Here is a 26,985-nt window from a genome sequence, read left to right as displayed (position 1 = left end):
CCCTGTAGAACGGGCGCATGACCGTTTCGCTCGCGGCCTCCCTCCTCGAACTCGCATTGGGCCTGCAGCTCGGCGCGACGGGCTCGGCCGGGCGCAACCGCTGCACGATCGAAGGCCTGACATGCCGGCCCCGCGAGGACGGCGCGTTCGAGATCGGCATCGAGCGGCTCGAAGCGATGGCGCTGCGGATCGCATCGGGCGCGCATGGGCTCGAGGTCGAGCGCATCGATGTGCAGGGGCTCGCCGCGCAGGTGCGCGCCGACGGCGGCACCGCGCGCATGGTGTCGCTCCAGGCACGCGAGGCCGCCTTCTCGGGATTGAAGCTGCACGGCCCGGTGGCGCTGCCGCCGCAAGTGCGCAAGCTGCGGGAGGCCATGCAGGCGCCGGCTGCGTCGGCGCCTGCTGCAGGCGTGGCCGCGGGCCAGGCGCGGGACGACGCATGGCGGCTCGATCCGCTCGCGGCCGCCGAGGGCACGGTCCGCAGCCGCATCACCGATGCGCACCTGCTGTTCGATGCCGACGTGACGGTGCCGATCCGCGCGGGCGGCATCGACTTCAACGATGCGACGGTCGAGCATGTCGGGCCCGACTCGCGCATGGGCGTGAGCAAGATGGGCCTGTACGTCGATGCGCCCGACGGCCGCAGCTACCTCTACCAGTTCGCCGCGGCGCCGGTCGCGGGCGTGACGTTCGAGCGCCGCGGCGCGCTGCTCGGTCCGTGGATCTCGGAGCGCGGCAGCCTGCGGCTCCAGGAGTTCGCCGAATCGATGCTGCGCCAGGGCCGGCGTGGGCCCGGCCAGGGCCTGACCGAACAGGCGCGGCTGCTGCTCGGGCGCACGGCGCTGTCGGGCGAGCTGCGGCTCGGCGACGGCCTCGTCGCGATGCCGGGGCTGCAGGTCTTCGTCGAGGCCAACGAGGGCGGCGGCCATGTGGTGGCGCTGCATGCCGAGTCCGTGGGACGCGGCCTCACGGCGGAAATCGCGTCGCTGACGGCGCGCGATGCGGTGGCGGACTGGGGCGGCTTCGCGCTGGGCGCGGCGCGGTTGAAGGCGGCGCTCTCGCTGCAGCTGCGCGTCGACGACTCGCAGATGCGCTTCGAGCTCGCGCTTGCGGACGGCAGGGCCGAAGGCCTGCGGCTCGAAGCCGCGCCGGCCGCTAGCGCACCAGCCCTGCCCACGCCATGAGATAGCGCATCAGCATCGCGAGCGCGCCGGTGGACGCGACGCCGGCGATCCACAGCAGCACCAGCCACCCGAAGCGCCGCAGCCACCTGCCGCGCGACCGCGCGCGCTCAGTGGTACCCGTCGCCATGGCGCACCTTGCCGCGGAACACCCAGTAGCTCCAGGCCGTGTACATCAGGATCACCGGAATGATCAACAGCGCCCCCACCAGCGCAAAGCCCAGGCTCTGCGGCGGCCCCGCCGCCTGCCAGATGCTGATCGCGGGCGGCACCACGTTCGGCCACAGGCTGATGCCCAGCCCCGTGTAGCCCAGGAACAGCAGCGCCAGCGTCAATACGAAAGGCGAGGCATGCCCCTCGCCCTTCAACCCTTGCAGGAGGCGCCACGCCACCAGCCCCACCAGCAGCGGCACCGGCGAGAACCACAGCAGGTTCGGCCAGCTGAACCAGCGCTTCGCGATCGCCGCGTGCGCGAGCGGCGTCCAGAGGCTGATCGCCACCACCACCGCCAGCATCAGCCACACCAGCGGTCGCGCCAGCGCGCGCATGCGGTCCTGTAGCCGGCCCTCGGTCTTCATCACCAGCCACGTCGCCCCCAGCAGCGCATAGGCCGCCACCAGCGCCAGGCCCGTGAAGAGCGAGAACGCCGACACCCAGTCGAAGGCCCCGCCTGCGTAGTTGCCATCCACCACCGGCACCCCGTCCAGAAAGGCCCCGAGCGTCACGCCCTGGAAGAAGGCCGCCGTCACCGAGCCGCCGATGAAGGCATGGTCCCACCAGCGCCGCCGGCCCGCGCGCGCCTTGAAGCGGAACTCGAAGGCCACCCCGCGAAAGACCAGCCCGACGAGCATCAGGATCAGCGGCAGGTAGAACGCGCTCAGGATCACCGCATAGGCGAGCGGGAAGGCCGCCAAGAGCCCCGCCCCGCCCAGCACCAGCCAGGTCTCGTTGCCGTCCCAGACCGGTGCGACCGTGTTCATCAGCACGTCGCGGTCTTCCTTCGCCGGCACGAACGGAAACAGGATCCCGATGCCCAGGTCGAAGCCGTCCATCACCACGTACATCATGATCCCGAACAGGATGATCACGGCCCAGATCAGCGGCAGGTCAATGCCCATGGCGGTGCTCCTCGTTGCGTTCGCTGATCTCTTCCTCCCCCGCCGCCGACAGCGGCCGCGCCGGCGTGCGCGGCGCGCCCGGCCCGCCGCGTGCCGGATGCGCGGCCTCGTCGCTCGCCGGCCCCTTGGCGATCAGGCGCAGCCCGTAGGCCGTGCCCGCGCCGAAGACCACGAAGTACACGATGACGAAAAGCGCCAGCGTGAACCCCACCTGCGCCGCCGAATGCTGGGGCGACGCCGCCTCGGCCGTGCGCATCAGGCCCTGCACGATCCAGGGCTGGCGCCCGATCTCGGTGGTGTACCAGCCCGCGAGGATGGCCGCGAGCCCGGCGGGCGACATCGCGAGCGCGAAGCGCAGGAAGCCGCGCTTCGCATAGAGCCGGTCGCCGCGGCGCAGCCATAGCCCCCAGAAGGCGAGCGCGATCATCAGCAGGCCCAGGCCGACCATGGTGCGGAAGGTCCAGAACACGACCGTGGCGTTGGGACGGTCCGCGGGCGCGAAGTCCTTGAGCGCGGGGATCTGGCCGTCCCGGCTGTGGGTGAGCAGCAGGCTGCCCGCGCGCGGGATCTCCAGCGCATAGCGCGTGGTCTCGGCGGCCATGCCGGGCCAGCCGAAGAGGATCAGCGGCACGCCCTCGCCCTCGGGCGAGCGCTCCCAGTGGCCTTCGATGGCGGCGAGCTTGGCGGGCTGGTGCTCGAGGGTGTTGAGGCCGTGCTGGTCGCCGATCAGCGCCTGGATCGGCGCGGCCGCGAGTAGCATCCACAGCGCCATCGAGAGCATGGTGCGCACGCGGGTGTTGTCGTGGCCGCGCAGCAGGTGCCAGGCCGCGCCGCCCGCGACCATGAGCGCGGTGGCGATGTAGGAGGCGACCACGGTGTGGGCGAGGCGGTAGGGGAAGGAGGGGTTGAAGATGACCTGGAACCAGTCGACCGGCACCACGCGCCCGTCGATGATGGCGTGGCCCTGGGGGGTGTGCATCCAGCTGTTGGAGGCGAGGATCCAGGTGGCGGAGACGAGGGTGCCGAGGGCGACGGCGAGGGTGGAGACGAAGTGCAGTGCGGGGCCGACGCGCTGGCGCCCGAAGAGCATGACGCCGAGGAAGCCCGCTTCGAGGAAGAAGGCGGTGAGCACTTCGTAGGCGAGCAGGGGTCCGGTGATGCCGCCTGCGAAGCGCGAGAAGTTGCTCCAGTTGGTGCCGAACTGGTAGGCCATGACGAGGCCGGAGACCACGCCCATGCCGAAGGCGACGGCGAAGACCTTGATCCAGAACTCGTAGAGATCGAGGTAGACCTGGCGCTGCGTGCGCAGCCACAGCGCCTCCAGCACGGCCAGGTAGCTCGCCAGCCCGATGGTCAGCGCCGGGAAGATGATGTGGAACGAGATCGTGAAACCGAACTGGATTCTGGCGAGAACGAGGGAGTCCATGAGGGACAGCACTCCGGCAGTGGGCGTCGGGCCGCGATGCGGCGGATGAACAGCATTGGACGCCCTGCCGGCGCGCCTGTGAATTGGACCTTTTGTCTTGGACGTTTTGTCACAGCGCGTGCTGCTGCGCCGCGAGCCATTCGCGCGGCGACACGCCCACCCGCTGCGCGAACAGCCGCGACAGCGCCGATGCATTCGCGTAGCCGAGCTGGTCCGCGATCGCCTTCACCGGAGCGCCGCGCCGCAGCTCGGCCTGCGCGATCGACAGGCGCCAGTCGGCGAGGTAGTCCGCGGGCGTGGTGCCGACCACCGCCTTGAAGCGCGCCGCGAGCGCGCTGCGCGACAGGCCCGCCTCGCGCGCCATCTGGTCGAGCCGCCAAGCGTCGCCCGGGCGCTCGTGCAGCGCGACCAGCAGCCGTGCGAGCGGCGGATCGCCGAGGCCGGTGAGCAGGCCGACCGGCAATGCGCCTTCCTCCGGATGGTCGAGCAGCCAGCGCAGCAGCTGGATCAGCACCACCTCGAACAGCCGGTCCGCGAGCAGCCGGTGGCCGCATTGCACGCGCGTGGTCTCGCCGAACAGCAGCGCGAGCGACTGCTCGAGCCCGTCGACCGCGCGCAGCGGCAGCCGCACCAGCGCAGGCAGCGCACGCGCGAGCGGATGCGCCTCGCCGTCGTCGAACGCGACCGTGGCGCAGACGAAGTCCGAGCCCTCGACCGGCGGGTTGTGGAAGTGGTGCGCGAGCGGCCGCGGATAGAACAGCAGGCTCGGCTCGCGCACGGTGATGCGGCGCGACACGCCCGCGCGCGACGGATGGGTCACGACCATCTCGCCGCGTCGCAGCACATGCAGGAAGCCGCGCCCCTTCTCGGGCGCAAAACTCGTCACGCCGCACAGCGGACCGGCATGGAACAGCTGCGTGCGCACGCGGAAGCGCTCGAGCAGGGACGAGAGCCGGTCTATCGCTGGCATGGGCGTCATTGGACGAAAAGATATGTTCGATGGATCAAACGATACCCATCATACAAAGAGCTGGCGCAAACTGCCTGCACCGACATCACTTCAACCAAGGAACCTCTCATGTCCTCCGCCCGCATCGACCCCGTGACCGACACCACCGCCAGCCCGGAAGCCAAGGCCGTGCTCGCGCAGATCCACGGTGCCTTCGGCGCCACCCCCAACATGTTCCGCACCGTGGCCCGGTCGCCGGCCGCGCTCCAGAGCATGTGGGGATCGTTCGGCGCCCTCGGCGGTGGCGTGATCCCCGCGCCGCTCGGCGAGCAGATCGCCGTGGCGGTCGCCAACTACAACGGCTGCGACTACTGCCTTGCGGCGCACACCGCGCTGGGCCGCAAGGCCGGCGTCGGCGCGGCCGAGATGGCGGCCGCGCAGCTCGGCGAATCGGCCGATCCGCGCACCGGCGCGGCGCTGCGCTTCGCGCTGCAGCTCGTCGAGCGCCGCGGCCACGTGGGCGAGGCGGACGTGCAGGCGCTGCGCGACGCGGGCTTCGACGATGCGCACATCGTCGAGATCGTCGCGCACGTGGCGCTGAATCTCTTCACCAACTACGTGAACGTGGCCTTCGCGGTGCCGGTGGATTTCCCCGGCGTGAAGCTGCGCCCGGCCGCGGCCTGAGCGCGCATCCTCGGGCAGACTGCCGGGGCGGGCCGCCGCCGCGCCCCGGCGTCGCCCCTCGAACCGGAGCCAGCACCATGACCCACCACCATCCCGAAGCTCCCGCACTGCAGGTCGCGCAGTGGCTCAACACCGAGACCGAGCCGACGCTCGCGGCGCTGCGCGGCCGCATCGTCGTGCTGCATGCGTTCCAGATGCTCTGCCCGGCCTGCGTCTCGCACGGCCTGCCGCAGGCGCGCAAGATGCGCCAGCTCTTCGCCGCGCGCGACGTCGCCGTGATCGGGCTGCACACGGTGTTCGAGCACCATGCGGTGATGACGCCCGCGGCGCTCGACGCTTTCGTGCGCGAATACCGCTACACCTTCCCGATCGGCATCGACCGGCCCGTGGCCGGCAGCAGCATCCCCGCGACCATGCGCGCCTACCAGCTGCAGGGCACGCCGAGCACCGTGCTGATCGACCGCCAGGGCCGCATCCGGCTGAGCCACTTCGGCCTGCTCGACGACATGGCCGTGGGCGCGGCGATCGGCCAGCTGGCGGCCGAAGCGGCCGAATCGCCGCTGGTCGCGGCGGCGCCTGAAGAAGCCGGCGTGCCGGACGATGCAGGCTGCGATGCGCAGAAGGGCTGCGGCCTCGGCACCGGCGCGGAGGGCACCTGACCATGCAATGCATTGCCCTGCAGCACCTCGCCTTCGAGGACCTCGGCCTCTTCGCCGAACCGCTCGCGCGCGCGGGCTACCGCATCAGCTACCGCCAGGCCGGCATCGCGCCTTTGCGCGAAGAGGAATGGCGCGAGGCCGATCTCGTGGTCGTGCTCGGCGGCCCGATCGCGGCCTACGACACGCGCGGCTACCCCTTCCTCGACGACGAGATCGCGGGCCTGCGCGCGCGCCTCGCGCTGCGGCGCCCCACGCTGGGCCTGTGCCTCGGCGCGCAGCTCATGGCACGGGCGCTCGGCGCGCGCGTGCATGCCGCACCGGCCAAGGAGATCGGATGGGCCCCGGTCGCGCTGAGCGAAGCGGGCGCGGCCTCGTGCCTCGCGCCGCTCGCGGATGTGCCGGTGCTGCACTGGCACGGCGACACCTTCGACCTGCCGCCGGGCGGCGAGCTGCTCGCGCGCACGGCGGCGACGCCGCACCAGGCCTTCCGGCACGGCGGGCATGCGCTCGCGCTGCAGTTCCATCCCGAGGCCGATCCCGCGCGCATCGAAGCCTGGCTGATCGGCCATGCCTGCGAACTGGCGGCAGCGGGCATCGACGTGCCCGCCTTGCGCGCAGAGTGCGGCGCTCGGCGATGCGACGCGCGCGGCAGCGACGGCCATGCTCGCGCGCTGGCTGGACGAGCTGCGATGAGCCCGCTCGCGCCGACCACCGTCGATGCGCTGCTCGTCGGCGCCGTGGGCCTGCTGCCCGACGGCCGCACCGCGAGCGCCATCGGCAAGTCGCCGGTCGCGCATGCGCTGTGGCTCTCGCCCACGGGGCTGCAGGGCGATGCGCAGGCCGACCTGCGCATCCATGGCGGGCCCGAAAAGGCCGTGCACCACTATCCGCACGAGCACTACGCGGCGTGGGGTGCGTGGAGCCGCCGCACCGACCTGCTCGCCCACGCCGGCGCCTTCGGCGAGAACCTCTCGACGCAGGGCTGGGACGAATCCACGGTGTGCGTCGGCGACGTGGTGCGGCTCGGCGAGGCGCTGGTGCAGGTCTCGCAGGGCCGGCAGCCCTGCTGGAAGCTCGATGCGCGCTTCGGCGAACCCGGCATGGCGCGGCAGATGCAGGCCAGCGGCCGCACGGGCTGGTACTACCGCACGCTGGAGCCCGGCTGGGTGCGCGCCGGCGCGGCCATGACGCTCGTCGACCGGCCGCATCCCGCGTGGCCGCTCGCGCGCCTGATCGCCTTGCTGTTCGCGCGCGACGTACAGCACGCGCCCGAGTGGGCGCAGGCGGCCGAGCTTGCGTCGCTGGCCGAACGCTGGCGGCTCACCTTCCGGCGCCGGGTGGAGTCGAGAGAGGTCGAGGACTGGGGGCCGCGGCTCGGCAGGCCGGAAGCCGGGGACGAGGGCGCCTGAAGGCGCCCGAGCGCTAGAGGCCCGTCCCGAGTTGGAGCCGCATGCGCGCGCCGCCGAGGTGCGAGGCGCCGACGGTGAGGCTGCCCTGGTGCAGCCGTGCCACCTCGGCCACCAGATGCAGGCCAAGGCCGGCGCCGCTGCCGCGCGGATGGATGCGGTGGAAGGGCGCCACCACGCGCTCGCGCTCGTGCACCGGGATGCCCGGTCCCGAATCGCAGACCTCGACGGTCGCGGGCGCGCGCACGTGGACCTGGATCTCGCAGCCTGCGCCGCCGTGCTCGGTGGCGTTCTGCACCAGGTTCGACACCGCGCGTTCGATCGAGGTCGCGTCCGCGCGCGCGAACACCGGCTGCGGCGCCTCGACCGACAGCGAACCGCCGTTCCGGATCACCAGCGGCGCGAGGTCCGCGGCCACGCGCTCGCACAGCGCGCGCAGGTCGACGAGGTCGCCGGCGACGGCGACGCGCCGCAGCCGCTCGAGGTCGAGCAGCTGCTCGGCCAGCGTCACGAGGCGCGTGGTGGCGCGCACCAGCCGGGCCTTCTCGGCGTTCTCGTGCGGCAGCGACTCGACCTGGATGCGCAGCGTGGTGATCGGCGTGCGCAGCTCGTGCGCCGCATCGGCGAGGAAGCGCTCCTGGCGGCGGTAGCCGTCGTCGAGGCGGTCGAAGGCGCGGTTGACCGCCTCCACCAGCGGCCGGACCTCGGCCGCCACGCCCTCGAGCGGCAGCCGGGTGGCGAGCCGGTCGACGTCCATCTGCTCGGCCCTCGCCGCGGTGGCGACCACGCCCTCGAGGCCGCGGCGGATCACGAAGGGCGTGGCGATCACCACCACCAGTCCCGTGACGAGCAGGATCGGCGCCACCAGGATCAGGAACGCGATCGTGACCCATGCGGACTTGCCGGTCACGGACAGCGGCGCGCGCGTCTGCACGATCAGGTCGACGGGCCCGGTCGGCGTCTCGATGCGTTCGAAGCGCGCCGCGGGGCGGGCGTTGGGCTCGGCCAGGTCGAGCGCGGCGCGTCCCATGCCGCCGAGCGCGCGCACGAGTGCCTGGTAGCGCGGCGGGACCTCGCCGCGGCGCAGCTCCTCGCCCTGCGCATCGCGCGCGACGAACCAGAGCGAAGGCGCCGCATCGAGCAGCCACCGCGCCTCCGCATCGGGCGTGAGCACGAGCCGGCCCTCGGGCGTGTGGCCGAGCGCGCCGCCGATGATCTGCGCCGCGCGGTCGCCGCCTTCGTCGACGAAGCGTCCGGCCGCGGCCATGAGCGCGAGGAAGCCGAGCAGCACCAGCAGGCTCGCGGCGACCTGCAGCGCCACCAGGCTGCCCACCAGGCGCCAGCGCAGCGAGTGCGTCTTCATGCGGCGCGGACCGCGGCCTGCAGCAGGTAGCCGACGCCGCGCACCGGATGGATCTCGACGCCTGCGCCGATGCGCTCGAGCTTGGCACGCAGCCGCGAGACATGCGCATCGAGCGAGTTCGAGCGGATGTCGTCGCCGTCGCCGTAGACGCGTTCGACCAGGCGCTGCCGCTGCACGGTGCGCCCCTTCGACAGCACCAGCGCCTCGAGCACCAGCAGCTCGCGCCGCGGAAGGACGAGGGCTTCGCCGTCGACGTCGAACTCGCGCGCCTCGTGGTCGAAGCGCAGGCGGCCCGCCAGGGTGGCCGGCCGCGCGCGCACGGCCGGCCGCCGCGCGAGCACGCGGATGCGCGCCATCAGTTCGTCGATCGAGAAGGGCTTCGCCAGATAGTCGTCGGCGCCGCGGTCGAGGCTGCGCACGCGCTCCGCGACCTCGCCGATCGCGGTCAGCACCAGCGCCGGCGTCGAGCGGCCGGCGCGGCGCAGTTCCTCGATCAGCGACAGGCCGTCGCCGTCGGGCAGGTTCCTGTCGACCACCAGCACGTCGTGGTCCGCATCGAAGGCCAGCTCGCGCGCCTCGCGCAGCGACAGCGCGGTGTCCACCACCATGAGCTGGTCGTGCAGCGCCGCGGCGAGCGCCTGGGCCAGGTCGAGGTCGTCTTCGACAACGAGGATCTTCACGGGGGCGAGGAAGGGTGCAGTACGGATCCGCGATTCTCGGCCACCGGCGGCACCGCCGCGCGCCGGCGCAGGCGGGCCGGCCTGCGCCACGCGAGGCACAGCGCGAGCCGCGTCAGCGCCAGCCCGCCCAGCACGTCGACGAAGACATGCTGGCGCGTGGCGAGCGTCGAATACACGATCGCCGCGCACCAGAGCCAGTTGAGATGCCGCGCCCAGCGCGGCGCCCCGAGGCTGGCGAGCTGGCTCGCGATCAGCAGCGCGGCGTAGCAGGCGAAGGCCACGTGCAGCGAGGGGAAGGCGTTGCCGCCCGGGTCGGAACTCTTGAGGAACTGCAGCAGCGGATAGCGCGCCCAGTCCACGTCGAAGGCCGGCGTGACGGTCGGGAACACCCAGTAGCTCGCGAGGCCCAGGCTCGCGATCGCCAGCGCCCCCGCGGCCTGCGCGCGAAGCGCCCCCGCGTTGGCCGCGAACGCCGGCGCCAGCGCGAGGTACAGCCACAGCGACGCGTAGGGCAGCAGCGCGATCTCGCTGACACCGACCCAGCGGTCGATCCAGGTGAGCGGCAGCGTGACGGCCCGGTCCGCGGTGCCGTGCAGCGTCCAGGCATACAGCACGAAGAACAGGCCGATGCCGAGGGTGGTGCCGGCCATCTTCAGCAGCCAGAGGGTGCGGGCGCGGCGCCAGAGCAGCCGGGTCCAGGAAGGCCGAACAGGGTGCGGGCGGCGGGGTCGCATCGGTGCTCCGGATGGATGGGATGCGAGGAAGGCTATGCACGGACATTGCGGCAACATTGCGGCCGCGCATCGGAACCTCAGCCCGGCCGCAGCCGGCACGCCGCGCGCACGATCCGCGCCGTGGGGTTCGGCGTCATGTCCCGGAAGCGCAGCGGCCGCGGCGCATCCGCGTAGTCGGCCTCGTGGTGCGGCTCGCCGCGCCACAGCGGCTCGGCGTAGTAGCGCGCGTGGACGTAGGCGGCGCTCTTCGAGCGGCAGTCGAAGACCACGCGCGACTCGTACGACCGGTAGGGAATGCCGTCCCAGTTGTAGCGCGGCGCCGCGCGGTTCACGCGCACCCGCATCTCGACGGTGCCCCCGTCGGCCGCGGGGTCGCCCGTCACGCGATCGGGATCGACCTGCACCGTGTCGACCATGCGGTCGAGCGGATCGCCCACGACCGTGAACCATGCGGGCTGCGCCCACGCCAGGCCCGCGCACATCGCCAGCCCTGCGACCACGTACCGATACCTCACGCTGCTGCTCCTTCGCTCGTTGTGGTGGCGTGCGCATTGCCGAAGCGCTCCTCGAAGCAGCGCGTCACCCAGTCGATGAACACGCGCACGCGCGGCGACAGCAGCCGCGCCTGCGGGTAGAGCACCGAGTAGAGCATCGGCGGACACGGCGCATGCGCGAGGATCTCGACCAGCGTGCCCCGGCGCAGCCGCTCCTCGACGCCATAGCGCGGCACCTGGATGATGCCGCAGCCCTGCTCGGCGCAGGTCTTGTAGCTGTCGGCGCTGTTGACGCTGATCCAGCTCTTCATGAAGTGCTCCTCGATGCGGCCGTCGACCTCGAAAACACAGGGGAACACGCCCGTGCGCGAGGACGAGAAGAAGTTCACCGCCCAGTGCTGCGCCAGGTCCGAAGGCTGCAGCGGCGTGCCGTGCGCGGCCAGGTAGGCCGGGCTCGCGCAGGTGACCTGCGGAATCAGCGCGAGGCGCCGGGTCACGAGCGAGGAGTCCTTCGGCTCGCCGGCGCGCACCACGCAGTCCACGCCCTCGCGCACCAGGTCCACCAGCCGGTCGCCGCTGCCCATCACGAGTTCGATGTTCGGATAGCGCGCATGGAATTCGCCGATGCGCGGCAGCACGATCTCGTTCGCCGGCGCGCCGTGGATGTCGATGCGCAGCCGCCCGCGCGGGTTGACGGCGTGCTGCGCGAGCGAGGACTCGGCGTCCTCGAGTTCGTGCAGCAGATGGCGGCAGCGGTCGTAGAAGGCCTGGCCGTCGAACGTGGTGCGCACCTGCCGCGTGGTGCGTTCGAGCAGCCGCACCTGCAGCCGCGCCTCGAGCTGCTTGATCGCGTGCGTCGCGGTGGCGCGCGGCAGGTCGAGCGCCACGGCGGCCTGCGTGAAGCTGCCGAGCTCGACGATGCGCGTGAACAGCCGCATGGTCTCGAAACGGTCCATGAGCGCGTGGATTGTTGAGGTTCGTTGGATTGTATTGACAACATTCGGGCATTTATTCGGCGGAGCCAAACATCCAGACTCCAGCGCATCCCCACCCCGAGGAGTGCACTGCGATGCGATCGATCCTGCCGCGACTGCGCGGTTTCTGCGAGCGGCTGGAGCCCTGGAGCTATCTGCTGCTGCGCGTGGCCTTCGGCCTGATGCTCATGACCCACGGCCTGCCGAAGATGCTGGGCCGCAGCCACGGCAGCATGGCCGACCCGATGGCGGGCTCGGTCCACCTGATCGGCAACGTGCTGCACCTGCCCGCGGCACCGGCGATCGGCTGGTTCGTCGCGCTGCTCGAGGGCGTGGGTGGACTGATGCTCGCGGCCGGGCTGCTGACGCGGCTGGTGGCGCCGATGGTGGTGGTGCAGATGCTCGTGATCTGCTGGCTGCTGGCGCCCACCTTTCCGTGGATCGACCGCGGCTTCGAGTACCCGCTGATGCTGTTCTTCACCGCGCTGCTGATCGCCGCACGCGGCGGCGGCCGCGCCTCGGTCGATGCATGGCTGGCGCGGCGCGCCTGAATCGTGCGGCCGACTTCACAAGGACTTCCACGATGACCTCCCTGAACACCCTGTCCGCCGCCGGGGGCGGCGCCACGCCGCCGCTTCGCCGGCGCACCTTCATGATGGCCACGGCCGCCGGCCTCGGCGCCGCGGCCGCACCGGCCGCCGGCGCGGCCGACGGGCCGGCGCCCGCGGCCGGTCCCTACGAAGGCAGCCAGCCCACGCAGGTCACGGTCAACGGCCAGGTGCACCGGCTGATGCTGCAGCCGCGCACCTCGCTGCTCGACATGCTGCGCGAGCAGCTCGGCCTGACCGGCGCCAAGAAGGGCTGCGACCACGGCCAGTGCGGCGCCTGCACGGTGCACGTCGACGGTCGCCGGGTCGCGTCCTGCCTCACGCTCGCCGTCAAGACCGACGGCTGCGCGGTCACCACCATCGAAGGGATCGGGTCGGCCGACGGGGCGCTGCATCCGATGCAGCAGGCCTTCATCGACCACGATGCGCTGCAGTGCGGCTACTGCACACCGGGTCAGGTGATGGCCGCGATCGCCTGCGTGCGCGAAGGCCATGCCACGAGCGACGCGCAGATCCGCGAGTACATGAGCGGCAATCTCTGCCGCTGCGGCGCCTATGTGGGCATCCTGGAGGCGATCCGCGCGGCCGCGCCGCAGATGCTGGCGCCGGAGGGCCGCCGCCATGCGTGATTTCGCCTACCTGCGTCCGCGCGAGGCCGGCGAAGCTGTCGCGCTGCATGCCCGCCACAGCCCCGGTGCGCGCTACTTCGCGGGCGGCACCACGCTGTTCGACCTGATGAAGCTGGGCGTGGAGTCGCCCGCCACGGTGATCGACGTCACGCGCCTCGAGGGCCTGGCCGGCATCGACGCGAGCCGCCGCGGCGAGCTGCGCATCGGCGCGCTGGCGCCGATGAGCGACGTGGCCGAGCATGCGACCGTGCAGCGCGAGTTCCCGGCGCTGTCCGAAGCGCTGTGGAAGGCCGCCTCGCAGCAGTTGCGCAACATGGCGACCGTCGGCGGCAACCTGCTGCAGCGCACGCGCTGCGCCTATTTCCGCGGCGCGGGCGAGTACGCCTGCAACAAGCGCGTGCCGGGCAGCGGCTGCGCGGCGCTCGACGGGCTCAACCGCGGCCATGCGGTGCTGGGTGCGAGCGAGGCCTGCGTGGCGGTCTATCCGGGCGACATGGCGGTGGCGCTCGCGGCCTTCGATGCGGTGGTCGACACGCTGAGCCCGCGCGGCGAGCGCGCGGTGCCGGTGCGCGAACTGCATCGCGCGCCCGGCAGCACGCCGCACCTGGAGACGGTGCTGGCCGAGGACGAGCTCATCGTGCGCATCCGCGTGCCGCGCGGGCCGATCGGCCGGGCCTCGACGTACCACAAGGTCCGCGACCGCGAGTCGTATGCCTTCGCGCTCGCCTCGGCCGCGGTGGCGGTGCAGCTGCAGGGCAACCGCGTGGCGGATGCACGCATCGCGCTCGGCGGCGTCGCCACGCGGCCCTGGCGCGCCGACGAGGCCGAGCGCAGCCTGGTCGGCCGGCCGCTCACGCGCGCCGCGGCGCGGCGCGCGGCCGAGCTGGCGTTCGCCGAGGCTCGGCCGCTCGCGCACAACGGATTCAAGGTCGCGCTCGGCATCGAGACCGTGACCGACGCCCTCATGATCGCCAAGGACAGGAGCTGAACCGATGGCCACTTCGACCCCCACGGCGGCGCGCAGGGCGCGCCCCGGCGCCGAGCGCGTGGATGCGCGCGACAAGGTGCGCGGCCTCACGCGCTATGCGGCCGACGACACGCGCCCCGGCCTGCTGCATGCCGCGCTCGTGCCTTCGCGCATCGCGCGCGGCCGCATCGTGCGCATCGACACCGCGGCCGCAGAGCGCGTGCGCGGCGTGCGCGCCGTGCTCACGCACGAGAACATCGGGGCTTTCGAGAGCGCCGGCTTCCTGATGGCGGGCGGCTTCGGCTTCCAGAGCTTCTATCCGCTGCGTTCGGACCAGATCGCCTACCGCGGCCAGAGCGTGGCGATGGTCGTGGCCGACACGCTCGAAGCCGCGCGCGAGGCCGCCGCGCGCGTCGAGGTCGCGTACGAAGCCGCGCCGTTCGCCGCCACGCTCGATGCCGCCGACGGCGCGCCGCTCGCCCAGTCCGAGGTGCTGCCGCAGCCGATGTTCGCCGACCGTCGCGTGGGCGATGCCGAGGCCGCGTTCGCGCGCTCCGAGGTGCGCGTGGACCAGCGCTACGACCTGCCGCCGCAGCACCAGAACCCGATGGAGATCATCGCCACCGTCGCGCAGTGGCAGGACGGCATGCTGACCGTGCACGAACCGACGCAGAACGCCGAGGGCGTGCGCCACGGCCTCGCGAAGCAGCTCGGTCTCGATCCGGCGCAGGTGCGCGTGCTCTCGCCCACGCTCGGCGGCGGCTTCGGCCAGAAGAACTCGCTGCAGTCGCACACCGCGCTGGTCGCGCTCGCGGCGCGCCGGCTCGGCCGGCCCGTGAAGCTCTTGATGACGCGGGCGCAGCTGTTCCACAACACGAGCTTCCGGCCCGCGGGCCGGCACCGCGTGCGCCTGGGCGCGGACCGCGAGGGGCGGCTCATCGCGGCGGTGCACGAGATCGACCAGCAGACCTCGCGCCACGACCTGTTCCCTTCGGTGGGAACCGAGATCACGTCGCGGCTCTACGGCGTGCCCCACTTCCTCGGCCGCGAGCGGCTGGTGCGCACCGACGTGCAGACGCCCGGCTACATGCGCGCGCCCTTCGAGCATCCGGCCGCCTTCGCCTTCGAAAGCGCGATCGACGAACTGGCCTATGCGCTGGATCGCGACCCCGTGGCCTTCCGGCTCGCGAACGATGCCGCGGCCGATCCGCTGACCGGCAAGCCTTTTTCCTCGCGCCATGTGCGCGAGTGCCTGATGCGCGGCAGCGAGATGTTCGGCTGGCAGCGCCGCACGATGGCGCCGGGCTCGATGCGCGCGCCCGACGGCAGCCTCCTGGGCTGGGGCGTGGCGCTCGGCATCTACAAGGCCGCGATGGCGCCGGCCGTTGCGCGCGTGCGGCTGCGCGCCGACGGCACCGCGCGCGTGAGCGTGGGCGGCCACGAGATGGGACAGGGCCTGCGCACCGCGATCGCGGTCGCGGCGGCGCGCGCGCTCGGCATCGGCACCGCGGCGGTCGAGGTGGTGCTCGGCGACACCGCCGCCGCGCCGCAGCATCTGACGGCGGGTTCCTGGGGCACCGCGACCGCGCTGCCGCCCGTGGCGGAGGCGATCGAGCAGCTCGTGGACGAACTGCGCGCCCAGGCCGACCGCGCCGCACCCGATGCCGCGCCGCTCGCGCTGCTGCGCGCATCGGGCCGGCCCTTCGCCGAGGCCGAGAGCCGGCGCCGCGCGCCCGGCCAGCCCGAGCAGGTCTACGGCCGGCTCACGGGCGGCCTGCCGGCAGCCGCCGGGCCGGTGTACCCGGACTTCGTGGCCTTCAGCTTCATCGCGCATTTCGTCGAAGTGCGCATCGAGCCCACCACGCGCCGCATCCGCGTGCCGCGCGTGGTCAGCGTGGCCGACTGCGGCGCGGTCGTGAGCCCGCGCACCGCGCGCAGCCAGGTCGAGGGCGGCGTGGTCTGGGGCATCGGCGCGGCGCTGCGCGAGATCAGCGAGGTCGATCCGCGCCATGGCGGCTTCCTCAATGCCGACCTGGCCGAGTACGTGCTGCCGGTGGCGGCCGACATCGGCCGCATCGAGGTCGACTTCGTCGGCCAGCCCGACACGCGCTTCAACGCGCTCGGCGCGAAGGGGCTCGGCGAGGTGGCGATGGTGGGCGTGGCGCCCGCGATCGTGAACGCGGTGTTCCACGCGACCGGCAGGCGGCTGCGCAAGCTGCCGGTGCTGGTGGAGGACCTGCTTCAGGCCGCCTGAGCGCGGCCCACGGGGGGATCAGTCGCGGTCGCCGTAGTAGTAGTGCTCGCGCTCCCACTGGCGGCGGCGCCATTCGCGGCGCGCGCGGCGCTCTTCCCAGCGTTCGGCGCGGCGTTCCTCCCAGCGGCGCTCCTCCCAGCGGGAGGCGTCGTAGGCGGGTGCCGGGACCACGTAGGCCGGCTGCGCAGGCGGGTAGTACACCGGGGCCGGGCGCGAATAGACCGGCGCCGGCTCGTAGTAGACCGGTGCGGGCTCGTTCACCACCACGCCCGGGACGCTGATGCCGACGGACCAGCTGGTGCCGGCGCTGGCGGAGGCGGCGCCGAGCAGGGCGCCGGCGCCCACCAGGGCTGCGGCGGCGAGCTTGAGAGCGGTTCGCGAAGAAGTCATTCTGGGTTCCTGAAAGGGCGGAAAAAGGCCCTTGTGCGTCTTCCAACGCCCCGCGGCCGGGCGCCGCGCACATCCCGATGGTGAAGAAGGTTCCCAAATGTCACGGCGGGGGCCCGCGCGGGCGCACCGCAGGCGGCGTCAGGAGCCCGGATTGACGATGCGCTGCAGCGCATCGGCGTCGGCAATGCGCAGATGGCGCTTTTCCACCTGCACGATGCCGTCCTCCATGAACTTCGACAGCGTGCGGCTCACCGTCTCGAGCGTGAGGCCGAGGTAGCTGCCGATCTCCTCGCGCGTCATGCGCAGCACGAACTCGGAGCGCGAGAAGCCGCGCGCATGCAGGCGCTGCACGAGGTTGAGCAGGAAGGCCGCGAGCCGCTCCTCCGCCCGCATGCTGCCGAGCAGCAGCATCACACCGTGTTCGCGCACGATCTCGCGGCTCATGATCTGGTGCATATGGCGCTGCAGCGCGGGAACCTCGCGCGAGAGCTGCTCGATGCGGTGGAAGGGCATGACGCAGACCTCGGCGTCCTCGAGCGCGACCGCGTCGCAGGTGTGCTGGTCGTTGACGATGCCGTCGAGGCCGATGATCTCGCCGGCCATCTGGAAGCCGGTGACCTGGTCGCGGCCGTCCTCGGTGGCGACCCGGGTCTTGAAGAAGCCGGTGCGGATCGCGTACAGGGCGCCGAAGGTTTCGCCGTTGCGGAACAGCACTTCGCGGCGCCGCAGCTTGCGGCGCGAGGCGACCACCTCGTCGACGCGCTGCAGCTCCGCCGGCGTGAGGCCGATCGGCATGCAGAGCTCGCGCAGCGAGCAACTCGAACAGGCGACCTTGACGTTCTCGGCTTTCATGGATGGGCTTCGGGGTTGGGGCGATTCTGTGGCGCAGGGCAGCCGCGAGGCTTGATGCACATCAAGGCCGGCCGGCCGGAGCCGCCGCATAGTGGGCCATTGCCAGCAGCCTTGCGAAGCCGCGATGAATCCCTCCCTTGCCCTCGAAGCCCTTGCCGATCCCGAGCCCGTGATGCCTTCGCCGGAGGTGCTGCGGCGCTTCGACGTGACGGGGCCGCGCTACACCTCCTATCCCACCGCGGACCGGTTCGTCGACGCCTTCACCGCGGAGGACTACGCCCAGGCCCTGCGGCAGCGCAGCGAGCTCGGTGCGCACGGCCGGCCGCTGTCGCTGTACGTGCACATCCCGTTCTGCGAGTCGCTGTGCTACTACTGCGCCTGCAACAAGATCGTCACGCGGCACAAGAGCCGGGGCAGGGAGTACCTGGACTACCTCGCGCGCGAGGCGGCCCTGCAGGCCCGGCAGCTCGGCCGCGGCGGCGTCGTCAGCCAGCTGCACCTGGGCGGCGGCACGCCGACCTTCCTGAACGATGCCGGCCTGCGCGAACTGGTGACGATGCTCGACGACACGTTCACGCTGTCGCCGGTGCGCGAACAGTCGATCGAGATCGATCCGCGCACCGTCGACGGCGCGCGGCTCGAGCGCCTGGCCACGATGGGCTTCAACCGCCTGAGCTTCGGGGTGCAGGACTTCGACCCCGAAGTGCAGAAGGCCGTGCACCGCATCCAGCCGGCGGCGCAGGTGTTCGACCTGGTGGCGAGCGCACGCTCGCTCGGCTACGGCTCGATCAACATCGACCTCATCTACGGCCTGCCGCGGCAGGACACCGCCTCCTTCGACCGCACCCTGCACCAGGTCTGCGAGCTGCGGCCCGACCGCATCGCGCTCTACGCCTATGCGCATCTTCCCGAGCGCTTCAAGGCCCAACGCCGCATCGCGGCCGACGCGCTGCCGGACGCGGCCACCAAGGTGCAGATGCTGTCGCGCTCGATCGCCGCGCTCACCGCGGCGGGCTACGTGTACATCGGCATGGACCATTTCGCGCTGCCCGACGATCCGCTCGCCGTCGCCAAGCGGCAGGGGCGGCTGCACCGCAACTTCCAGGGCTACAGCACGCAGCCCGATTGCGACCTGGTGGCGCTGGGCGTCTCGGCGATCGGGAACGTCGGCGCGACGTACAGCCAGAACGCCAAGACGCTGGAGGAGTACTACGACCTGCTGAACCAGGACCGGCTGCCGGTCGTTCGCGGGCTGGCGCTCACGCGCGACGACGTGCTCCGGCGCGCGGTGATCATGGCGCTGATGTGCCAGGGCCACGTGGACTTCGAGGCGATCGGGCAGGCGCACCTCGTGGACTTCAGGCGCCATTTCGCGGGCGAGCTCGCGGCACTCGCGCCGCTGGCCGCGCAGGGCCTCGTCGAGCTGCGCAGCCGCGAGATCGAGGTCACGCCGCTCGGGTGGTTCTTCGTGCGCGCCATCGCGATGGTGTTCGACCGCTATCTGCAGGCGGACCGCAACCGCACGCGCTTCTCGCGCATCGTCTGACGGGCCGCGGCCCCGTCAGTCCGCTCAGTCCGCTCAGTCCGCTCAGGCCTCTCCGGCCGCCGCGCGCCGACCGCCAGCGGCCCGGGTCAGCTGCGCGACGATCGCGGCCTTCAGCGGCGGCAGGCGCTGGGCGCCGTCGAGGAGCAGGCGGCGGGCCAGGCGCTGCGGCGCGCCGTTGCTCGCGTAGAGCCTGGCCACCGCGTTGGTGCCGTGGTAGAGCACGGCCGAGCCGCGCCGGTGCGCGCGCTCGTAGCCTTCGAGCACCGCGGGCTGCGCGATGTCGCGGCGCTGCGCGAGCGCCTCGGCCAGGGCCTGCGAGAGCAGTTCGACGCTGCGAAGGCCGAGGTTGTAGCCATGGGCCGTGACGGGATGCATGCCCACCGCCGCATCGCCCACCAGCACCGCGCGCGGTGCGGCGAAGCGGCGCGCCCAGGTGGCGACCAGCGGATAGGGGTGGCGCGGCCCGCTCAGGTGCATGGCGCCGAAGCGGTCGCGGAACTGGCGCTGCACCAGCGCCGCGAACTCGGCCTCGGGCAGCGCCATCAGGCGCGCCGCGGACGCGCCATCGGTGGTCACGACGACCGAGGATTCGGCCCCCACGGCGGGCAGCACCGCGAGCGTGCGCTCGTAGCCGAAGCATTCGTAGGCGATGTCGTCGTGCGGCCGTTCGTGCCGCATGCGGCAGACGATCATGGTGCGGCCGAAATCGACCATGTCGACGCCGATGCCGAGCTGCCGGCGCGTCGAGGAGAAGCGGCTGTCGGCGGCGACCAGCAGCCGGCCCTGGAGCCGCTGCGCTGCCTCCGGCGCGGTCTTCGGTGCCAGTTCCAGCTCCGCATGCGAGGACCGGACCTCGACGCGCTGCACCTGCGTGCCGGTCAGCAGCTGCACGCCCGCGCGCTCGGCCGCGGCGGCGAAGCTCGCGCGGCGCAGCGCATGGTTGGGCACGATCCAGCCGAGCGCTTCGGTCGCCCACCCCGGCGCGACGAAGCGCAGCGCGGCGTCCTGGCGGTCGCCGTCGATCACGCGGGCTTCGCGGATGCGCCCGATCTCGCCGGGCAGCAGCCGCTGCCACAGGCCGAGCGCGCGCAGGGTGTCGACGCTGGCATGGGTCAGTGCGATGTCGCGTCCGTCTTCGGGCGGCGCGGCCAGCCCCTCGCGCGGCTGGGCGTCGACCACGGTGACGGCGAGGCCGGCATCGCTCAGTGCGATGGCGAGCGCCAGGCCGGCCGGGCCGGCGCCGACGATGAGGACGTCACGGGGTTGCTGCTGCTGCATGGCCTGATGGGGTTTGGAGTGTGAAGGCGCCCGATTGTGGGCAGCCCCTCCGCACGCGTGTTGACCTGGCTCAAGAAGGAGGCCGGTCCGCGCCGCGCCGCAGCGCCATCTCCGCGCCCATGGCCTCGCGCGCACGCTCGTCGAGCAGCGCCGCGGCCGCCGGATAGGCCAGCGCCTCCTCGGCTTCGATGTGCCCGTCGTAGGTGTGCGCGAAGGCATCGAGCGGCGCCGCTTCCTCGGCCGTCAGCGCCTGGATCTGCGCCGCCTCGATGCGTGCGAGCACCGCGCGCGCGGCCTGCCACTGGGCGGCCATCCGCAGGTGGTCCTGCTGCAGGCGCGCGACCAGCGCGCGCACGTCCGGGCCGCCGTGCGCGAGCAGCGGCGGAAACACGTGCAGTTCCTCGTCCTGGTGGTGCTGCGGCGCGGCCAGGTCGAAATAGCGCATCACGTCGCGCGCGGCCTGCTGCGCCTGCGCGTCCGCGCCGTGGCGCGCGACATGCGCACGCAGCCGCGCGAGCAGCCGCAGCGTGCGCTGCACGCGTTCGTGGCAGGCCTCAAGCATTTCGAAGGGCTGCTCGAAGCCGGCCGCCGGCGGCGCGACCAGCAGTCCGAGGCGGGCGGCCGGCTTCATGGCGGCGTACCCAGCTCGCGCATGTAGCGCTCGCGTGCCGGGCGGTCCGGCGCGGCCCTGGCGGCCGTCGCGGTGCCGATGCTGATGAAGCAGAGCGGCTCGTCGTCGGGGCCCAGCGAGAACAGCGCGCGCAGCCCCTCGGAGCGCAGCGCCTTGCCGGTGGTGAGCGCCGAGCCGAAGCCCAGCGCCGTGGCCATCAGCAGCATGTTCTGGACCGCGCATCCCGCGGAGATCAGCCGCTCGGTGGACGGGATCTCGTGGCCGGCCGGACCGAGCTGCGCCACGGCCAGCATCAGCAGCGGCGCGCGGAAGGCCTTCTCGCGCGCCTGCTCGCACTGCGCAGGCGTGGCCGCGGCGTCGCGCGCGCGCAGCGACTGCGCGAACACGTCCGCGAGCCGCGCGCGCTGAGGCGCCGGAACGACCACGAAGCGCCACGGCACCAGCCCGCCGTGGTCCGGCGCGGCGGCCGCGGCCCCGAGGAGCAGATCGAGTTCCGGCCCCTCGGGCCCGGGCGCGGCGAGCCGCTTGGGCAGCACGGTGCGGCGGGCCTGCAGCAGCGCGTCGAGCTGCCGTGCGGTCACCGGCGCATCAGCCGGGTCGGTGGTCGGCGCGCGGGCGCCCATACCAGGAGGCATGTCGGATTCCCCAGATGAACATGAGCGCCAGCCAAAGAAGGGCGGCGAGGGTCAGGATGCGCTGCGCCCCGGCGAAGGTCAAGGCCGCCGCGATGCGCAGCAGCGTCGCGGCCTGCAGCGCCGCGAGCAGCCCGCTCAGCAGGCCTTCGGCATGCACCGGGCGACCGGCGTGGGCCATGGAGATGCGCGCCACCATCGTCAGCATCAGCGTGCCGAGGCAGCCCATGCCGAGCGCATGCAGGCCCGCGAGCGGCAGCTGCACCTCGCCGGTCGCGGTCGTCAGCAGCCGCGCGGCCGCGGCGAGCAGCAGCGACAGGCCGAGCCACAGGAAGCCGAGGTGCAGCATCCCGACCCAGCGCAGCGCGAGGTTCTGCGCCAGGCGCCAGCGCGCGCAGAGCCAGATCACGCCCGCGCCGGCGACGAGCTCCACGCCGGCGCGCGCGGCTTGCTGCATGTCCGATCGCCCGCCGGCCGCCTCGAGCAGCTCGGCACCGGCCTCGAAGGCCGCCAGGCCGGCCATCGCCCAGAGGCTCCAGGACTGGCGGAGCCAGCGCGAGGCCGGGAACAGCTCGGAGGTGAAGAACGGGATCAGCCGATGGGCGACCACCAGGAACACCGCGACGACGAAGCCCCAGAGGCCGCTGCGCACCCAGCCGATGGCGGCGCGGTCGGCGCCCGCCGCGGTGCATGCCGCCACGGCCATGAGGCAGAGGCCGCCGAACGCCAGCGCCAGGCCGATCAGCCGCGCATGCACGCGATCGGGCTCGACGCTCGCGTGCACCATGCGGCCGAAGCCAATCGCCATGCCGAGCAGCCCGCCCGCCGCCAGCGCGAGGCCGGCGCAGGCGGCCAGCCGGTGCACATGGCTGCCGGCAAGCCAGATGAGCCAGCCGGCAGCCTGCGCGAGCAGCGGCGGCGCGATGCGGCGCGCCGGGGGGGCCGGCACATGCAGCCACTTGGGCAGGGCGGTGAAGAGAAAGCCGCCGAAGAAGAGCGGCATGAAGCCGAAGCTCGTCACGGCCGCATGCACCAGCGACGGCGACACCGAGAGCGCGAGGCCCGGCACGTGGCCGCCGCGCATCAACTGGACCGCGGCCCACCACAGTGCGGCGGCGAGCAGCACCAGCGTTGCGAGGAAGAAGCCGAGCCGGTGCGGCGCCAGCAGCAGGTGGCGCGCCCGCCAGCGCCGGGCTTCGGCCCGTGCGGCGGCATCGGCCTCACCCACAGCTGCCCAGGTGCCCGCACTGCGTGCAGTAGTCGCAGCCGTCCTTGCGGATCATCGCGTGCGCACCGCACTCGGGGCACTTGGCGCCCATCAGCGGCGCGGGCACCGCGGCCGCGGCCGTGGATGCGGGCGCGCCGGCCGGCGGCGGCGCGGTGCCGCTGCGCTGGGCGATCAGGTTCTGGATGGCGAAGGCGATCGCGCCGACTTCCGAGTCGTGCCACATCGGCACCGGAGTGCCGTCGGCCTTCACGTGGCTGCCCAGGCGCACCGGGCCGCGGTCCCAGGCGACCTTGCGCATGTCGGCCAGCGCCCGGTCGAGGAAGCCGCCGCGCGCGGCCAGCGACAGCAGCCGCATGCTCGCCGTGATCCATTGCTGCGACTCGCCGCTCTGGCCCACGGGCATGAAGAACTCGACCGCGCGCTCGCGCCCGTCGGGAAGCGGCAGGAAGGACACGACCAGGTACAGCGTCTGCCGGCCCTGCTGGGTCCAGTACTCGATCTTCTCCGCGAGCGCGCTCAGCGCGCCCGTCGGACGGCTCTCGATCATGGCGCGCATCGGGTCCGCCGGTGCGGCGCCGGCGGCCGCTTCGGCTTCCTTCGCCGCCGGCGTGGCCTCGAGCACCGCGCCGAGGATGGCGTTGGGCCGATAGGTCGCGAGGCCCTTCAGCCGCGCGCGCCAGGCCTGCAGGTAGAGGTCCTTGAAGTCCTCGTACGGATACTCGGCCGGCACGTTCACCGTCTTCGAGATCGCGGTGTCGACGAAGGGCTGCACCGCTTCCATCATCGCGAGGTGGTCGGCCGCGGGCATCGACAGCGCCGACACGAAATAGGGCGGCAGCGCGTCGGTGTCGCCGCCGAGGAAGCGGTAGAGGCGCCAGGCATGGTCCTCCACCTGGTACTCGGTCGTGCTGCCGTCGGCCTCGCGCTTCCTGCGACGGTAGGTCCAGGAGAAGGGCGGTTCGATGCCGTTCGAGGCGTTGTCGGCGAAGGCCAGGCTCACCGTGCCCGTGGGCGCGATCGACACCAGGTGACTGTTGCGGATGCCGTGCGTGCGGATGCGCTCCTGCAGCGCGGGATCGAGCCGGCTCGCGAAGGTGCCTTCAGCGAGGTAGTGCGGCGCGTCGAATTCGGGGAACGGGCCTTTCTCGCATGCGAGCGCCACCGAGGCCGCATAGGCGGCGTCGCGCAGGCTGCGCGCGATGCGCGCCGCCATGGCGCGGCCCTCGGGGCGGTCGTAGCGCAGGCACAGCATGGCGAGCGCATTGCCCAGGCCCGTGAAGCCGACGCCGATGCGCCGCTTGGCCATCGCCTGTGCGCGCTGCTGGGGCAGCGGCCAGTGCGTGAGGTCGAGCACGTTGTCGAGCGCGCGCACCTGGAGCGCCACGGCCTGCTCGAAGCGGTCGAAGTCGAACCGGGCGGCGCCGCCGAAACCGAAGGGATGGTCGACGAAGCGCGGCAGGATGACCGGGCCGAGGTCGCAGCATCCGTAGGGCGGCAGCGGCTGCTCGCCGCAGGGGTTGGTGGCCTCGATGGTCTCGCGGTCGCGCAGGTTGTTGTCGGCGTGGATCGTGTCGGTGAACAGGATGCCGGGCTCGGCGAAGTCGTAGGCCGAGCGCATCACCGTGTCCCACAGCGTGCGCGCGGGCACGCGGCGGTAGACCCAGCGGCCGTCGTCGGCCTGCGCCGCGCCCTGCGCGATCAGCGCGGCGCCGGGCCGCGCGGCGTGCACCAGCGCCCAGTCCTCGTCGGCCGCCAGCGCCTGCATGAAGCGGTCGCTGACCGCCACCGACACGTTGAAGTTGTTCCAGCGGCCCGGCGTGCGCTTCGCGGTGATGAAGTCCAGCACGTCGGGATGGTCGATGCGCAGCACGCCCATCTGCGCGCCGCGGCGCGCGCCCGCGCTCTCGACGGTGGCGCACGAGCGGTCGAACACGTCGATGTAGCTGCACGGGCCCGAGGCAAGCGAGGCGGTGGCGCGCACTTCGGCGCCGCGCGGGCGGATGCGGGAGAAGTCGTAGCCCACGCCGCCGCCGCGGCGCATCGTCTCGGCGGCTTCGCGCAACGCCTCGTAGATGCCGGGATGGCCGGCCGCGTCCTGGCCCTGGATGCAGTCGCCCACGGGCTGCACGAAGCAGTTGATCAGGGTCGCCTCGAGCCCGGTGCCGGCGGCGCTCATGATGCGCCCGGCGCCGATGGCACCCGCGCGCAGGTTGTCGAGGAAGCGCGCCTGCCACTGCGCGCGCACGTCCTCGGCCTCGACCGATGCCAGCGCCTGGGCGACGCGGGCGAACAGGTCCTCCGCCTCCTGCTCGCCCGGCTTGAGGTATTTCTCGCGCAGCACGTCCTGGCTGATCGGCTGCACCGGCAGCGCGGTGGCTGCGGCATCGTCGCGTTTCATGGAATTCCTGGCATGGGGGTGGCGCGCCGACCGGGCGCCGGCGGGGCGCTCAGAGGCCGGCAACGACGAGGATGGCGGTCGCGACGAGGGTGGCGAAGGCGAAGGCCGCGGCCTGCAGCGCGTCGGATTTGGTGAAGGTCATGGCGGATCCTGTGCGTCGGTGGATGGAGGTCACGACTCTAGGGAGGGCGCGGCGCGCGCGCCTTGCGGTAGATCAAGCGCGGCGCAGCGGCCGCGGGCCCGCCGGTTGATGCGGCGCAAGCCGCGCGGGCGCTTCGCGAGCGACCATGGCCGCTCCAGAACGCCCGACCCCGCCATGACCCCGCCTTCCCCGCACTCCGCCCCTTCCGACCGGCCGGCCGCCGGCGTGCTCGCGGACCGCCTCGGCCGGCCGCTCACGGACCTGCGCATCAGCGTCACCGACCGCTGCAACTTCCGCTGCACCTACTGCATGCCGAAGGAAGTGTTCGACAAGGACCATCCCTATCTGCCGCACGCGGCCATGCTGAGCTTCGAGGAGATCACGCGGCTCGCGCGCCTCTTCGCGCGGCAGGGCGTGCGCAAGATCCGGCTCACGGGCGGCGAGCCGCTGCTGCGCCGCGGGCTGGAGCGGCTCGTCGCCTCGCTCGCGGCGCTGCGCACGCGCGAAGGCCGGCCGCTCGACCTCGGCCTGACGACCAACGGCTCGCTGCTGGCGCAGAAGGCCGCGGCCCTGCGCGATGCGGGGCTCGGCCGCGTGACCGTCAGCCTCGACGCGCTCGACGATGCGGTGTTCCGGCGCATGAACGACGTCGACTTCCCCGTCGCCAAGGTGCTCGCGGGCATCGAGGCGGCCCAGGCTGCGGGCTTCGCGCGCATCAAGGTCAACATGGTGGTGAAGCGCGGCACCAACGCGCAGGAGATCCTGCCGATGGCGCGCCATTTCCGCGGCACCGGCGTGGTGCTGCGCTTCATCGAGTACATGGACGTCGGCGCCACCAACGGTTGGCGCATGGACGAGGTGCTGCCGTCCTCCGAGGTGCTGTCGCTGCTGTCGCAGGCCCATCCGCTGGTGCCGCTCGAGGCCTCCGCGCCGGGCGAGACGGCGCAGCGCTGGGCCTATGCCGATGGCGCGGGCGAGGTCGGCGTGATCAGCAGCGTGACGCACGCCTTCTGCGGCGCATGCAGCCGCGCACGCCTGTCGACGGACGGGCGGCTCTTCCTGTGCCTGTTCGCGCACGACGGCCACGACTTCAGGGCGCTGCTGCGCGACGAACCGGAGGCGGCGGGCGATGCGCGCATCCAGGCCCGCCTCGCGCAGATCTGGCAGGCGCGCGCGGACCGGTATTCCGAGCTGCGCGCGCTCGGCGCGGCGCCGCCGCGGAACGCCGCTCGCCGGATCGAGATGAGCTACATCGGCGGCTGAGGCGTGCACGATCCGCGGCCGCCGTGCCTTGATCCAGCGCAAGCCCGCGAGAGCCCGGTGCATGGACGCTATGGGGATGACAGCTCTCTCCCTTTTCGACACGCTGCTGCAGGCCGCCGCGATGCAGCCCGAACCCCAGCGACTGCTTTTCGTGTTCACCGAGGCGGAACTCCCGTCCGACGCCACCGATGCGCAGCGTGCGGGCTTCCGCGCCCGGCGCGGCGGCGCCCTCGCGCCGCTGGCCTGCGCGGACAAGCGCCTCGACGAGCTGAGCGATTTCGCGGCGCTGGTGGCCGAATCGCGGCGCGCCTGTCCGCCCTGGTCCTTCGTGTTCATCGCGGCGCTCGCGGGGCGCGATGGCCAGGCGCCGTCCGACGCGCAGGTGGACACCGCGCTCGAGACCATGGTGCGCAACGTGCGCGAGGGCAGCTTCGGCGGCTACATGGCGCTGGACCCGTCGGGCGAGCCCGTGCGCTTCTTCGCCGGCTAGCTGAACGGC

The 26,985-nt window shown here is 72.7% G+C and carries 27 protein-coding genes and 1 pseudogene; 12 read left to right on the top strand and 16 right to left on the bottom strand.

Annotation, left to right across the window (positions count from 1 at the left end):
• Positions 1-17 precede the first annotated feature (17 nt).
• Positions 18-1,184, top strand: a complete 1,167-nt coding sequence (locus M2165_RS02525) for a hypothetical protein (RefSeq protein WP_280813089.1) — start codon at positions 18-20, stop codon at positions 1,182-1,184.
• On the opposite strand, the gene M2165_RS02520 is transcribed toward M2165_RS02525, so the two are convergent.
• The 4 genes from M2165_RS02520 to M2165_RS02505 all read right to left on the bottom strand — a co-directional run bounded on the left by M2165_RS02520 (position 1,156) and on the right by M2165_RS02505 (position 4,704).
• Positions 1,156-1,311: a DUF2474 domain-containing protein gene (locus M2165_RS02520; protein ID WP_280813088.1), complete on the bottom strand. Its 156-nt coding sequence runs from the start codon at positions 1,309-1,311 to the stop codon at positions 1,156-1,158. The genes M2165_RS02525 and M2165_RS02520 overlap by 29 nt on opposite strands.
• Entirely contained in the window at positions 1,292-2,299 is a 1,008-nt protein-coding gene (cydB, locus tag M2165_RS02515) for a cytochrome d ubiquinol oxidase subunit II (protein ID WP_280813087.1), read from the bottom strand. The genes M2165_RS02520 and cydB overlap by 20 nt, the downstream gene beginning before the upstream one ends.
• Positions 2,289-3,725, bottom strand: a complete 1,437-nt coding sequence (locus M2165_RS02510) for a cytochrome ubiquinol oxidase subunit I (protein WP_280813086.1) — start codon at positions 3,723-3,725, stop codon at positions 2,289-2,291. Before M2165_RS02510 ends, cydB begins: the two co-directional genes overlap by 11 nt.
• 109 nt (positions 3,726-3,834) lie before the next feature.
• On the bottom strand, positions 3,835-4,704 hold the full coding sequence (locus M2165_RS02505) for an AraC family transcriptional regulator (protein WP_280813085.1): 870 nt from the start codon (positions 4,702-4,704) through the stop codon (positions 3,835-3,837).
• Positions 4,705-4,803: 99 nt separating this feature from the next.
• Here M2165_RS02505 and M2165_RS02500 point away from each other — a divergent pair, with 99 nt between their 5' ends.
• The 4 genes and pseudogenes from M2165_RS02500 (at position 4,804) to M2165_RS02485 (ending at position 7,426) form a co-directional block, all read left to right on the top strand.
• On the top strand, positions 4,804-5,358 hold the full coding sequence (locus M2165_RS02500) for a peroxidase-related enzyme (RefSeq protein WP_280813084.1): 555 nt from the start codon (positions 4,804-4,806) through the stop codon (positions 5,356-5,358).
• A gap of 77 nt (positions 5,359-5,435) precedes the next feature.
• A complete protein-coding gene (locus tag M2165_RS02495) occupies positions 5,436-6,017 on the top strand; it encodes a TlpA disulfide reductase family protein (RefSeq protein ID WP_280813083.1) in 582 nt (193 codons plus the stop codon).
• Positions 6,018-6,019: 2 nt separating this feature from the next.
• A pseudogene (locus M2165_RS02490) lies at positions 6,020-6,580 on the top strand (glutamine amidotransferase); the annotation flags it as partial.
• Positions 6,581-6,706: 126 nt separating this feature from the next.
• Positions 6,707-7,426: an MOSC domain-containing protein gene (locus M2165_RS02485; protein WP_280813165.1), complete on the top strand. Its 720-nt coding sequence runs from the start codon at positions 6,707-6,709 to the stop codon at positions 7,424-7,426.
• A 13-nt stretch (positions 7,427-7,439) separates the two neighbouring features.
• On the opposite strand, the gene M2165_RS02480 is transcribed toward M2165_RS02485, so the two are convergent.
• From M2165_RS02480 to M2165_RS02460, 5 genes are all read right to left on the bottom strand, one after another.
• Positions 7,440-8,786, bottom strand: coding sequence for a HAMP domain-containing sensor histidine kinase (locus tag M2165_RS02480; RefSeq protein ID WP_280813082.1), 1,347 nt, complete (start codon positions 8,784-8,786; stop codon positions 7,440-7,442).
• The gene (locus M2165_RS02475) at positions 8,783-9,466 is read right to left on the bottom strand and encodes a response regulator transcription factor (protein ID WP_280813081.1); all 684 of its coding nucleotides are present in this window, start codon (positions 9,464-9,466) and stop codon (positions 8,783-8,785) included. Before M2165_RS02475 ends, M2165_RS02480 begins: the two co-directional genes overlap by 4 nt.
• The gene (locus tag M2165_RS02470; protein WP_280813080.1) at positions 9,463-10,200 is read right to left on the bottom strand and encodes a phosphatase PAP2 family protein; all 738 of its coding nucleotides are present in this window, start codon (positions 10,198-10,200) and stop codon (positions 9,463-9,465) included. The genes M2165_RS02475 and M2165_RS02470 overlap by 4 nt, the downstream gene beginning before the upstream one ends.
• Positions 10,201-10,277: 77 nt before the next feature.
• Positions 10,278-10,715, bottom strand: a complete 438-nt coding sequence (locus M2165_RS02465) for a surface-adhesin E family protein (RefSeq protein ID WP_280813079.1) — start codon at positions 10,713-10,715, stop codon at positions 10,278-10,280.
• On the bottom strand, positions 10,712-11,650 hold the full coding sequence (locus M2165_RS02460; RefSeq protein ID WP_280813078.1) for a LysR family transcriptional regulator: 939 nt from the start codon (positions 11,648-11,650) through the stop codon (positions 10,712-10,714). Before M2165_RS02460 ends, M2165_RS02465 begins: the two co-directional genes overlap by 4 nt.
• Before the next feature lie 113 nt (positions 11,651-11,763).
• Here M2165_RS02460 and M2165_RS02455 point away from each other — a divergent pair, with 113 nt between their 5' ends.
• The 4 genes from M2165_RS02455 to M2165_RS02440 are packed head-to-tail and all read left to right on the top strand — an operon-like array spanning position 11,764 to position 16,126.
• The gene (locus M2165_RS02455) at positions 11,764-12,219 is read left to right on the top strand and encodes a DoxX family protein (protein ID WP_280813077.1); all 456 of its coding nucleotides are present in this window, start codon (positions 11,764-11,766) and stop codon (positions 12,217-12,219) included.
• Between the two features lie 32 nt (positions 12,220-12,251).
• A complete protein-coding gene (locus M2165_RS02450; RefSeq protein WP_280813076.1) occupies positions 12,252-12,905 on the top strand; it encodes a 2Fe-2S iron-sulfur cluster-binding protein in 654 nt (217 codons plus the stop codon).
• Positions 12,898-13,893, top strand: a complete 996-nt coding sequence (locus tag M2165_RS02445) for a xanthine dehydrogenase family protein subunit M (protein WP_280813075.1) — start codon at positions 12,898-12,900, stop codon at positions 13,891-13,893. Before M2165_RS02450 ends, M2165_RS02445 begins: the two co-directional genes overlap by 8 nt.
• Positions 13,894-13,897: 4 nt before the next feature.
• Complete coding sequence (locus M2165_RS02440; RefSeq protein WP_280813074.1) at positions 13,898-16,126, top strand: xanthine dehydrogenase family protein molybdopterin-binding subunit; 2,229 nt, start codon at positions 13,898-13,900, stop codon at positions 16,124-16,126.
• A gap of 18 nt (positions 16,127-16,144) precedes the next feature.
• Here M2165_RS02440 and M2165_RS02435 read toward each other — a convergent pair whose 3' ends face one another.
• The gene (locus M2165_RS02435; protein WP_280813073.1) at positions 16,145-16,516 is read right to left on the bottom strand and encodes a hypothetical protein; all 372 of its coding nucleotides are present in this window, start codon (positions 16,514-16,516) and stop codon (positions 16,145-16,147) included.
• Between the two features lie 138 nt (positions 16,517-16,654).
• Entirely contained in the window at positions 16,655-17,368 is a 714-nt protein-coding gene (gene fnr / locus M2165_RS02430) for a fumarate/nitrate reduction transcriptional regulator Fnr (RefSeq protein ID WP_280813072.1), read from the bottom strand.
• Between the two features lie 124 nt (positions 17,369-17,492).
• Between fnr and hemN the strand changes: the two genes are divergently transcribed.
• Positions 17,493-18,914 (top strand): oxygen-independent coproporphyrinogen III oxidase, encoded by a 1,422-nt coding sequence (gene hemN, locus M2165_RS02425; protein ID WP_280813071.1) that lies wholly within the window; start codon positions 17,493-17,495, stop codon positions 18,912-18,914.
• Between the two features lie 42 nt (positions 18,915-18,956).
• Here the strand turns inward: hemN and ubiM are convergent, their stop codons facing one another.
• From ubiM to M2165_RS02400, 5 genes are all read right to left on the bottom strand, one after another.
• A complete protein-coding gene (ubiM, locus tag M2165_RS02420) occupies positions 18,957-20,192 on the bottom strand; it encodes a 5-demethoxyubiquinol-8 5-hydroxylase UbiM (RefSeq protein WP_280813070.1) in 1,236 nt (411 codons plus the stop codon).
• A gap of 70 nt (positions 20,193-20,262) precedes the next feature.
• Complete coding sequence (locus M2165_RS02415) at positions 20,263-20,823, bottom strand: hemerythrin domain-containing protein (protein ID WP_280813069.1); 561 nt, start codon at positions 20,821-20,823, stop codon at positions 20,263-20,265.
• Positions 20,820-21,458 (bottom strand): nitroreductase family protein, encoded by a 639-nt coding sequence (locus tag M2165_RS02410; RefSeq protein ID WP_280813068.1) that lies wholly within the window; start codon positions 21,456-21,458, stop codon positions 20,820-20,822. The genes M2165_RS02415 and M2165_RS02410 overlap by 4 nt, the downstream gene beginning before the upstream one ends.
• Entirely contained in the window at positions 21,412-22,683 is a 1,272-nt protein-coding gene (locus M2165_RS02405) for an NnrS family protein (protein WP_280813067.1), read from the bottom strand. Before M2165_RS02405 ends, M2165_RS02410 begins: the two co-directional genes overlap by 47 nt.
• Positions 22,676-25,081 carry an adenosylcobalamin-dependent ribonucleoside-diphosphate reductase gene (locus tag M2165_RS02400; protein ID WP_280813066.1) on the bottom strand — a complete coding sequence of 802 codons (2,406 nt, stop codon included), beginning with the start codon at positions 25,079-25,081 and terminating at the stop codon, positions 22,676-22,678. Before M2165_RS02400 ends, M2165_RS02405 begins: the two co-directional genes overlap by 8 nt.
• Before the next feature lie 316 nt (positions 25,082-25,397).
• Here M2165_RS02400 and moaA point away from each other — a divergent pair, with 316 nt between their 5' ends.
• Complete coding sequence (gene moaA, locus M2165_RS02395) at positions 25,398-26,486, top strand: GTP 3',8-cyclase MoaA (RefSeq protein WP_280813065.1); 1,089 nt, start codon at positions 25,398-25,400, stop codon at positions 26,484-26,486.
• A gap of 76 nt (positions 26,487-26,562) precedes the next feature.
• Positions 26,563-26,976, top strand: coding sequence for a ribonucleotide reductase subunit alpha (locus tag M2165_RS02390; RefSeq protein WP_280813064.1), 414 nt, complete (start codon positions 26,563-26,565; stop codon positions 26,974-26,976).
• Positions 26,977-26,985 lie beyond the last annotated feature (9 nt).

The sequence above is a fragment of the Variovorax sp. TBS-050B genome (assembly GCF_029893635.1).
GTDB lineage: Bacteria > Pseudomonadota > Gammaproteobacteria > Burkholderiales > Burkholderiaceae_C > Variovorax.
This window is presented reverse-complemented; position numbering and strand designations above follow the sequence as displayed.

Coding starts and splice junctions, on each gene's coding strand:
- M2165_RS02525 (WP_280813089.1), top strand. CDS start 18: ATGACCGTTTCGCTCGCGGCCTCCCTCCTCGAACTCGCATTGGGCCTG.
- M2165_RS02520 (WP_280813088.1), bottom strand. CDS start 1,311: ATGGCGACGGGTACCACTGAGCGCGCGCGGTCGCGCGGCAGGTGGCTG.
- cydB (WP_280813087.1), bottom strand. CDS start 2,299: ATGGGCATTGACCTGCCGCTGATCTGGGCCGTGATCATCCTGTTCGGG.
- M2165_RS02510 (WP_280813086.1), bottom strand. CDS start 3,725: ATGGACTCCCTCGTTCTCGCCAGAATCCAGTTCGGTTTCACGATCTCG.
- M2165_RS02505 (WP_280813085.1), bottom strand. CDS start 4,704: ATGACGCCCATGCCAGCGATAGACCGGCTCTCGTCCCTGCTCGAGCGC.
- M2165_RS02500 (WP_280813084.1), top strand. CDS start 4,804: ATGTCCTCCGCCCGCATCGACCCCGTGACCGACACCACCGCCAGCCCG.
- M2165_RS02495 (WP_280813083.1), top strand. CDS start 5,436: ATGACCCACCACCATCCCGAAGCTCCCGCACTGCAGGTCGCGCAGTGG.
- M2165_RS02485 (WP_280813165.1), top strand. CDS start 6,707: ATGAGCCCGCTCGCGCCGACCACCGTCGATGCGCTGCTCGTCGGCGCC.
- M2165_RS02480 (WP_280813082.1), bottom strand. CDS start 8,786: ATGAAGACGCACTCGCTGCGCTGGCGCCTGGTGGGCAGCCTGGTGGCG.
- M2165_RS02470 (WP_280813080.1), bottom strand. CDS start 10,200: ATGCGACCCCGCCGCCCGCACCCTGTTCGGCCTTCCTGGACCCGGCTG.
- M2165_RS02460 (WP_280813078.1), bottom strand. CDS start 11,650: ATGGACCGTTTCGAGACCATGCGGCTGTTCACGCGCATCGTCGAGCTC.
- M2165_RS02455 (WP_280813077.1), top strand. CDS start 11,764: ATGCGATCGATCCTGCCGCGACTGCGCGGTTTCTGCGAGCGGCTGGAG.
- M2165_RS02450 (WP_280813076.1), top strand. CDS start 12,252: ATGACCTCCCTGAACACCCTGTCCGCCGCCGGGGGCGGCGCCACGCCG.
- M2165_RS02445 (WP_280813075.1), top strand. CDS start 12,898: ATGCGTGATTTCGCCTACCTGCGTCCGCGCGAGGCCGGCGAAGCTGTC.
- M2165_RS02440 (WP_280813074.1), top strand. CDS start 13,898: ATGGCCACTTCGACCCCCACGGCGGCGCGCAGGGCGCGCCCCGGCGCC.
- M2165_RS02435 (WP_280813073.1), bottom strand. CDS start 16,516: ATGACTTCTTCGCGAACCGCTCTCAAGCTCGCCGCCGCAGCCCTGGTG.
- fnr (WP_280813072.1), bottom strand. CDS start 17,368: ATGAAAGCCGAGAACGTCAAGGTCGCCTGTTCGAGTTGCTCGCTGCGC.
- hemN (WP_280813071.1), top strand. CDS start 17,493: ATGAATCCCTCCCTTGCCCTCGAAGCCCTTGCCGATCCCGAGCCCGTG.
- ubiM (WP_280813070.1), bottom strand. CDS start 20,192: ATGCAGCAGCAGCAACCCCGTGACGTCCTCATCGTCGGCGCCGGCCCG.
- M2165_RS02415 (WP_280813069.1), bottom strand. CDS start 20,823: ATGAAGCCGGCCGCCCGCCTCGGACTGCTGGTCGCGCCGCCGGCGGCC.
- M2165_RS02410 (WP_280813068.1), bottom strand. CDS start 21,458: ATGCCTCCTGGTATGGGCGCCCGCGCGCCGACCACCGACCCGGCTGAT.
- M2165_RS02400 (WP_280813066.1), bottom strand. CDS start 25,081: ATGAAACGCGACGATGCCGCAGCCACCGCGCTGCCGGTGCAGCCGATC.
- moaA (WP_280813065.1), top strand. CDS start 25,398: ATGACCCCGCCTTCCCCGCACTCCGCCCCTTCCGACCGGCCGGCCGCC.
- M2165_RS02390 (WP_280813064.1), top strand. CDS start 26,563: ATGACAGCTCTCTCCCTTTTCGACACGCTGCTGCAGGCCGCCGCGATG.